Here is a 7,726-nt window from a genome sequence, read left to right as displayed (position 1 = left end):
GTGCATTCATTTCATCATATCTGTGATCTAACTAGACTCTGAAGTGAGAACTCTATACAATCCGCCCTCGGAGCTGACTGGGTAGTCGCTGCTTTGTTGATGTCCTTCGGGAGACTGACGTCGAAGTCCCTTTGGGAGACTGACGTTGACGTCCTTCGGGAGACTGACAAAGGGGAGGAAAGTCCGGGCTTCATAGAGCAAGGTGCCAGGTAACGCCTGGGAGGCGCAAGCCTACGACAAGTGCAGCAGAGAGAAGACCGCCGATGGCCCGTAAGGGTACAGGTAAGGGTGAAAGGGTGCGGTAAGAGCGCACCGGACGACTAGCAATAGTTCGTAGCAGGGTAAACTCCACCTGAAGCAAGACCAAATAGGCCTCCACATTGCGTTGCTCGCGTAAGGAGGCGGGTAGGTTGCTCGAGCCAGTGAGTGATTGCTGGCCTAGACGAATGGCTACCGCCGCGCAAGCGGAACAGAACCCGGCTTATGTGTCGGCTCCACCTATTCGAGACCCATCTCTACTTCGGTAGTGATGGGTTTTTTGCATTTAATTGACGCAAACTATGTCATTACCAATAAACTTGGCGTAAATCACGTCTAACTTTAGACTTGTGGTGGCGATGATGTAGGAAATCAGTACACTAAAGAATCGCTTCAAGATCATTCAACGAGAAAGCTATGACCGAAACCTTCCAACATATTTCCGTGTTATTAAATGAATCCATTGATGGCTTAGCTATCAAACCAGACGGCGTCTATATTGATGGAACATTTGGCCGTGGCGGTCACAGCCGGACAATTCTATCTAAACTCGGTGAAAATGGCCGACTGTACAGTATCGACCGTGACCCTCAAGCGATCGCTGAGGCAGGCAAAATCAATGACCCTCGCTTCACCATTATTCATGGTCCATTTTCTGGTATTGCTGAGTATGCTGAAGAGTATGGGCTAGTTGGAAAAGTGGATGGTGTTCTGCTGGATTTAGGCGTTTCTTCTCCTCAGTTAGACGACGCAGAGCGTGGCTTTAGCTTTATGAAAGACGGTCCGCTAGATATGCGTATGGACCCGACATCAGGTGTTCCAGTATCTCAATGGTTGATGGAAGCAGACCTCGATGATATCACTTGGGTCATTCGCGAGTTTGGGGAAGATAAACATGCGCGCCGTATTGCAAAAGCGATTGTTGCCTACCGTGAAGACGAAGAAAATGAGCCAATGGTTCGCACTGGTCAGCTGGCAAAATTGATTTCAGATGCCGCACCGAAAAGTTTTAAAGAGAAAAAACACCCTGCGACTCGTGCTTTCCAGGCTTTTCGTATTTACATCAACAGTGAGTTAGAAGAAATTGATACGGCACTTAAAGGCGCGGCGAGCATTCTGGCTCCTGAAGGCCGTTTATCTGTGATTAGCTTCCACTCTCTGGAAGACCGTATGGTCAAACGTTTTATCCGTAAAGAGAGCAAAGGGCCTGAAGTGCCACACGGTATTCCAATGACGGAAGAGCAAATTCGTGCTCTTGGTAGTGCGAATATGAAAGCGGTGAGCAAAGCGATTAAGCCAAGCAAACAAGAAATTGAAATGAACCCTCGCTCGCGCAGCTCTGTGTTAAGAATTGCGGAAAAGCTTTAATTATTATGACGAAACCCACTCCTAATCTTGCTAAGTTGATTGCAACAGATCTCCTCACTGTTGGTCGCTGGCCATTACTGTTGTTGCTATTGATCGTGGCATCGGCAATGGGAGTGGTATTTGCTACCCACCATGCGCGTCAAGCGATCACCGAGAAAGACCATACGTTGGTTGAACGAGAACGGTTAGATAGCGAATGGCGTAACTTAATGTTGGAAGAAACTGCCCTCGCGGAACACAGTCGTGTTCAAGACCTTGCCAAAAAAGAACTTGAAATGAAACGACCTGATGGCGATAAAGAAGTGGTTGTCACGCTCAAATGATTAGAAAAAAATCCAACACGAAACAAGCCAATAAGCGTAAACCTGTAGCAAAAGAGAAAGCGGCTACGGGGGATAAGAAAACCGATAACAAAGCAGTGAAAGTGGCGGTCGAAGAATCTTTCTTGATTCGTTGGCGCTTCCATCTATTACTGTTTTTTGTTTTTTGTGCATTTGCCCTTTTGGTGGCACGCGTAGCCTACATCCAAATCATTGAGCCAGATAACCTGATTAAACAAGGTGACCTACGTTCGGTTCGTGTTAAATCCATTCCTTCTGCTCGCGGTATTATTTCGGATCGAAATGGTGAGCCGCTTGCTGTCAGTGTACCGGTTGAGGCGGTTTGGGCAGATCCTGCCACGATATTTAAAGAAAACGCGTTAAGCCAGACCAAAAGTTGGCATGCATTAGCGGATGTTCTTGGTATTGACCGACAAGGGTTAATAGACAAAATCAAGCGCAATGAAAAACGCCGCTTTATCTACTTGCAGCGCCAGGTCAGTCCGGCCATGGCGAACTATATTCGTGAGCTAAAGCTGCCAGGTGTTGGCCTTAAGTCGGAATCTCGTCGTTATTATCCTGCAGGTGAGGTTAGTGCTCACTTAGTCGGTGTAACAGGCATTGACGGGCATGGCCTAGAAGGTGTGGAGCGTAGCTACGATGAGTGGCTCACTGGCGCGGCGGGTAAGAAAACTATTCGTAAAGACCGTTATGGTCGTGTTGTGGAAAACATTGCTTGGCAAGACAAGCAAGAAGGTAAATCACTTCAGTTAACCATCGATCAACGCCTACAGGCGATTGCGTATCGTGCGATTAAGCAAGCCGTTGCTGACCACCGCGCCACTTCAGGTTCCGTTGTCATGTTGGATGTAAAAACGGGCGCCGTATTGGCCATGGTTAATGCTCCTTCTTACAACCCTAATAATCGTAGCGATTGGCAAAGCTATCAAATGCGTAACCGAGTGATCACGGACTCAATGGAGCCCGGTTCGACCATTAAGCCTTTCGTTATTTTAGCCGCCTTAGAAAATGGGATAGCCGATAAAGATACCATCGTAGATACCGGTAATGGTGTCCTACGTTTAGGTGGTAGTCGAGTCAGAGATGTCTCTCGCGTAGGCAAAGCGAGCTTGACCACGATCCTTAAAAAGTCGAGTAATATCGGTGTGACGAAGCTAGCAATGCAAATGCCGGTAGAGGCGCTTCTTGGGCTGTACAGTTCAGTGGGTTTTGGTGAGCTTTCTGGCCTAAACCTAGTTGGGGAAGTGACGGGTATTTTTCCTACACGAACTCGTTGGTCGCCAATTGAGCGTGCCACGATTGCGTTTGGTTACGGTCTATCAATTACACCAATTCAGCTAGCCCATGCTTATGCGACGCTTGGAAACCTTGGCAAATACGAGCCTATTCATATTATTGAAAGCAATGATCATGACATGTCACGTCAAGTGGTGAGTGCGAAGTATGCGCGTCAAGTATTAGACATGTTGGAAACCGTAACTCAAAAAGGGGGCTCGGCTCGCAGAGCGGCAGTTCCTGGTTATCGAGTGGGAGCGAAAACGGGTACATCACGTAAAGCTTCTGCTGGTGGGTACAGCGATGAGTACATCACCTACACGGCTGGGCTTGCTCCGGTTAGCGATCCGCGAATTGCTTTGGTGGTGATCGTAAATGAGCCTCAAGGCGATGACTACTATGGTGGTTCGGTAGCGTCTCCTGTCTTCTCTGAAATCATGAAAGGCGCGCTACAAATACTCAATGTTGCACCTGACGAAAACAAATTCCAACAGTAAGCCCTGTGGTTTACTGAGCAAACAAAATTAAGAAAACCTGAGCCAAAGCTCGGAGAACAAATATGACTAAAGCCATCAGTATGGACGTGCTGCTTTCCCCTTGGGTGGATTGCCCTAGCTTATCGTCCGTTCTTGTTTCTGAATTGGAGCTCGACAGCCGAAGAGTTCAACCTGGAACCACGTTTGTAGCAGTGATTGGCCATGTTGTGGATGGGCGTAAATTCATTGCCTCTGCAATTGAGCAAGGTGCAAATGCAGCCCTTGCGCAAGCCTGCGATGTCAAAACACATGGTACGGTGGAAATCATTGATGATGTTCCCGTCATTTACATTGATAGGTTGGACCAACGTTTATCCGCAATTGCTGGAAAGATCTATGCTTACCCTGATATGGATTTGATTGGTGTCACCGGCACCAACGGCAAAACCACCATTACCCAGTTAATAGCGCAATGGCTAGAACTGCTTGACCATAAAGCGGCGGTAATGGGAACAACAGGAAATGGCTTCCTCAATAACTTGCAACAAGCTGCGAATACAACGGGGAATGCCGTTGAAATTCAGAAAACGCTCTCCTCTCTCGCAAATCAACAAGCCACATACACCGCGCTAGAAGTATCTTCCCATGGCCTGACGCAAGGTCGTGTCAAAGCATTATCATTTGCGGCGGGCGTGTTTACTAACTTAAGTCGTGACCATCTTGATTACCATGGCACGATGGAAGAGTATGCCAATGCAAAGCTTGGGTTGTTCACGCAACACCAATGTGAACGTGCCATTATCAATGTTGATGATGAAGTAGGTCATCAATGGGCGTCGCAGTTAAGTAATGCGGTCGCTGTTTCGCTCAAACCGAACACTGAATTTGAAAGCGCAATTTGGGCGACGGAAGTCAGTTACGCGGAGTCAGGGATTACTATTAAGTTCGATGGTAAATTTGGCTCAGGTGAATTGCACGCGCCATTGATTGGTGAGTTTAATGCAACCAACTTAATGCTCGCTTTTGCGACCTTATTAAGCTTAGGTAAAGAGAAACAAGCGTTACTCGAAACCGCAGGTCAACTGAAACCTGTACTCGGCCGAATGGAGTTATTCCAAACTGAGGATCGTGCCAAAGTCGTGGTTGATTATGCCCATACTCCTGATGCTTTAGAAAAAGCGCTGCAAGCTTTACGAGTTCATTGTGAAGGCCAGCTGTGGGCTATTTTTGGCTGCGGTGGCGATCGCGATGCAGGTAAGCGCCCAATGATGGCGGAAATTGCAGAGCGTCTAGGCGATAGAGTGGTGTTGACTGACGATAACCCACGCAGCGAAGACCCGGTTCAGATTGTGAAAGACATGTTAGCTGGGCTGTCAAAACCTGCTGAAGCGATTGTTCAGCATGACCGCTTCAAAGCACTGTCTTATGCCATTGAAAATGCTTCGCCAAACGACATTATCTTGTTAGCTGGGAAGGGTCATGAAGATTATCAGATTCGTAATGGCGAAACGATTCATTACTCCGACCGCGAGTCCGCAATGCAACTTTTAGGATTGACCTCATGATCAAAGTAACGTTATCTCAAATTGCAGACATCACTCGTGGCGAGCGATTCGGCGACGATCTATTTATCGACGCGGTTTCTACTGATACACGAGCGATTGAGCGTGGGGCTCTATTTGTGGCGTTAGTAGGGGAGCGCTTTGATGCGCACAACTTTTGCCAACAAGCGGTAGATGCAGGTGCCGGTGCTTTACTCGTGGAAAAATGCTTAGATGTGAATGTGCCGCAAATTGTGGTGTCGGATACCAAACTTGCATTGGGTGAGTTTGCTTCTTGGGCGCATCAAGCATGCCAAACACCTACCGTTGCCATCACCGGAAGTTGCGGTAAAACGACCGTAAAAGAAATGGTTGCGAGTATCCTGCAATTGAAAGGCAAAGTGCTATTCACGGCGGGTAACTTCAATAATGATATTGGTGTTCCGTTGACATTATTACGCTCACAGCAGGATGATGATTATGCCGTGATTGAGCTTGGTGCTAACCATATAGGTGAAATTGCTTACACGACTCAGTTAGTAAAACCAGATATCGCGTTAGTGAACAATGTAGCCGCCGCTCACCTTGAAGGCTTTGGTTCTATCGATGGCGTGAAACAAGCCAAAGGTGAAATCTACCAAGGCCTTTCAGCTGGTGGTATTGCGATTGTTAACCTAGACAGCAATGGTGAAGCCAAGTGGGATGAAGTGTTAGCAGATAAGAAAGTCATTACTTTTTCACAAAGTAATACTGATGCAGACTTCTTCGCTTCTAACATCGTATTGAACGCCGCAGGTGAAGCAAGCTTTGACTTACATATCGCAGCAAGCTCACAAGAAATTGAACTGTCTCTGGGTATTATAGGTCAACACAACGTTGCGAATGCCATCGCTGCTTCTATTATTGCGTTACAAATGGGCGCCACATTAGAAGAGGTTCGCGCTGGCCTTAAACATTTGAACAAAGTGAAAGGTCGCGTCGAGGTTGAAGCGCTGAGCGAAAAGATAAAATTGATTGACGACAGCTACAACGCGAGCGTGCCAGCCATGAAAGCGGCAGTTGATTTATTGGCCGCTTTCCCAGGTCAACGCTGGCTGATTTTAGGTAATATGGCGGAATTGGGCGAGGAAAGTCTTGCACTTCATCGTCAAGTCGGGGAACATGCTGCCCCACAAAAATTTGAACATGTTCTCACATATGGTGCAGACGCCAAGGTGATCAGTGATCTTTGCCAAGGCATTCATTTTGAGACGCACCAAGAGATGATTGAATACATCAAGCAGCATCTAGACCAAGCCGTTCCTGAAAACCATACGATATTGGTGAAAGGAGCGAACGGTGCACGTATGTTTGAAGTCGCTGCTGCTTTGAAGGAGTATTATTAATGATTATTTGGCTTGCCGAGCTGCTACAGCCATACCTGTCTTTTTTCCGATTGTTTGAATACTTGTCTTTTCGAGCAATCCTAAGCGTATTAACCGCTCTAGGTCTGTCATTATGGATGGGACCAATCATGATCAAGCGTTTGCAAATGCTGCAAATTGGTCAGGTAGTGCGTAACGAAGGTCCTGAATCTCACTTTAGTAAGCGTGGTACCCCAACAATGGGCGGTATCATGATCTTAGCGGCCATCTCAATCACGATTTTGCTATGGACAGACTTATCCAACCCTTACGTATGGGCGGTACTGACAGTCTTACTTGGCTACGGTGCGGTCGGATTTGTTGATGATTATCGTAAAGTGGTACGCAAAAATACCGATGGCTTGATCGCGCGTTGGAAGTACTTCTGGCAGTCGTTGATCGCGTTTGTCGTCGCTTTCGCATTGTATGCTTACGGTAAAGACACAGCAGCAACTCAGCTAGTGGTGCCATTCTTTAAAGACATCATGCCGCAGCTTGGTTTGATGTATATCATTCTGACTTACTTTGTCATTGTAGGTACAAGTAACGCGGTCAACCTGACTGATGGTCTAGACGGTTTGGCAATCATGCCAACGGTTCTTGTTGCAGCAGGCTTCGCGGTTATTGCATGGGCGACCGGTAACGTTAACTTCTCTGAATACCTTCATATACCATACTTACCACATGCTTCTGAGTTAGTTGTCGTATGTACAGCAATCGTAGGTGCAGGCCTTGGTTTCTTGTGGTTTAACACGTACCCAGCACAAGTGTTCATGGGCGATGTGGGCTCACTAGCGCTTGGCGGTGCATTGGGCACCATTGCTGTTCTAGTTCGTCAAGAGTTGGTGTTGGTGATCATGGGTGGCGTATTTGTAATGGAAACGCTATCAGTCATCCTGCAGGTAGGTTCTTACAAATTACGTGGTCAGCGCATTTTCCGTATGGCACCAATTCACCACCACTACGAATTGAAAGGTTGGCCAGAACCTCGCGTAATCGTGCGCTTCTGGATTATTTCTATGGTTCTTGTTCTGATTGGTCTTGCGACATTGAAAGTGCGTTAA

6 protein-coding genes and 1 other RNA gene are annotated in these 7,726 nt (G+C 47.2%); all 7 read left to right on the top strand.

What is annotated here, in order from left to right; genetic code table 11:
- Positions 1 to 69 precede the first annotated feature (69 nt).
- The 7 genes from rnpB (at position 70) to mraY (ending at position 7,726) form a co-directional block, all read left to right on the top strand.
- Positions 70 to 500, top strand: an RNA gene (rnpB, locus tag R7041_RS16675) — RNase P RNA component class A.
- Positions 501 to 675: 175 nt separating this feature from the next.
- The gene (rsmH, locus tag R7041_RS16670) at positions 676 to 1,626 is read left to right on the top strand and encodes a 16S rRNA (cytosine(1402)-N(4))-methyltransferase RsmH (RefSeq protein WP_005372918.1); all 951 of its coding nucleotides are present in this window, start codon (positions 676 to 678) and stop codon (positions 1,624 to 1,626) included.
- Between the two features lie 5 nt (positions 1,627 to 1,631).
- Positions 1,632 to 1,949 (top strand): cell division protein FtsL, encoded by a 318-nt coding sequence (gene ftsL, locus R7041_RS16665; RefSeq protein WP_005387405.1) that lies wholly within the window; start codon positions 1,632 to 1,634, stop codon positions 1,947 to 1,949.
- Positions 1,946 to 3,739: a penicillin-binding transpeptidase domain-containing protein gene (locus R7041_RS16660; RefSeq protein ID WP_086046525.1), complete on the top strand. Its 1,794-nt coding sequence runs from the start codon at positions 1,946 to 1,948 to the stop codon at positions 3,737 to 3,739. Before ftsL ends, R7041_RS16660 begins: the two co-directional genes overlap by 4 nt.
- A 62-nt stretch (positions 3,740 to 3,801) precedes the next feature.
- Positions 3,802 to 5,283 carry a UDP-N-acetylmuramoyl-L-alanyl-D-glutamate--2,6-diaminopimelate ligase gene (gene murE / locus R7041_RS16655; RefSeq protein ID WP_064368980.1) on the top strand — a complete coding sequence of 494 codons (1,482 nt, stop codon included), beginning with the start codon at positions 3,802 to 3,804 and terminating at the stop codon, positions 5,281 to 5,283.
- Positions 5,280 to 6,644 carry a UDP-N-acetylmuramoyl-tripeptide--D-alanyl-D-alanine ligase gene (locus R7041_RS16650; protein ID WP_064368981.1) on the top strand — a complete coding sequence of 455 codons (1,365 nt, stop codon included), beginning with the start codon at positions 5,280 to 5,282 and terminating at the stop codon, positions 6,642 to 6,644. Before murE ends, R7041_RS16650 begins: the two co-directional genes overlap by 4 nt.
- Positions 6,644 to 7,726, top strand: a complete 1,083-nt coding sequence (gene mraY, locus R7041_RS16645) for a phospho-N-acetylmuramoyl-pentapeptide-transferase (protein WP_005372931.1) — start codon at positions 6,644 to 6,646, stop codon at positions 7,724 to 7,726. Before R7041_RS16650 ends, mraY begins: the two co-directional genes overlap by 1 nt.

This window comes from Vibrio sp. 1751 (genome assembly GCF_033339895.1).
GTDB classification, from domain to species: Bacteria; Pseudomonadota; Gammaproteobacteria; order Enterobacterales; family Vibrionaceae; genus Vibrio; species Vibrio alginolyticus.
This window is presented reverse-complemented; position numbering and strand designations above follow the sequence as displayed.

Excerpts from the sequence above, each read along its gene's own strand:
- rsmH (WP_005372918.1), top strand. The coding sequence starts at position 676 with ATGACCGAAACCTTCCAACATATTTCCGTGTTATTAAATGAATCCATT.
- ftsL (WP_005387405.1), top strand. The coding sequence starts at position 1,632 with ATGACGAAACCCACTCCTAATCTTGCTAAGTTGATTGCAACAGATCTC.
- R7041_RS16660 (WP_086046525.1), top strand. The coding sequence starts at position 1,946 with ATGATTAGAAAAAAATCCAACACGAAACAAGCCAATAAGCGTAAACCT.
- murE (WP_064368980.1), top strand. The coding sequence starts at position 3,802 with ATGACTAAAGCCATCAGTATGGACGTGCTGCTTTCCCCTTGGGTGGAT.
- R7041_RS16650 (WP_064368981.1), top strand. The coding sequence starts at position 5,280 with ATGATCAAAGTAACGTTATCTCAAATTGCAGACATCACTCGTGGCGAG.
- mraY (WP_005372931.1), top strand. The coding sequence starts at position 6,644 with ATGATTATTTGGCTTGCCGAGCTGCTACAGCCATACCTGTCTTTTTTC.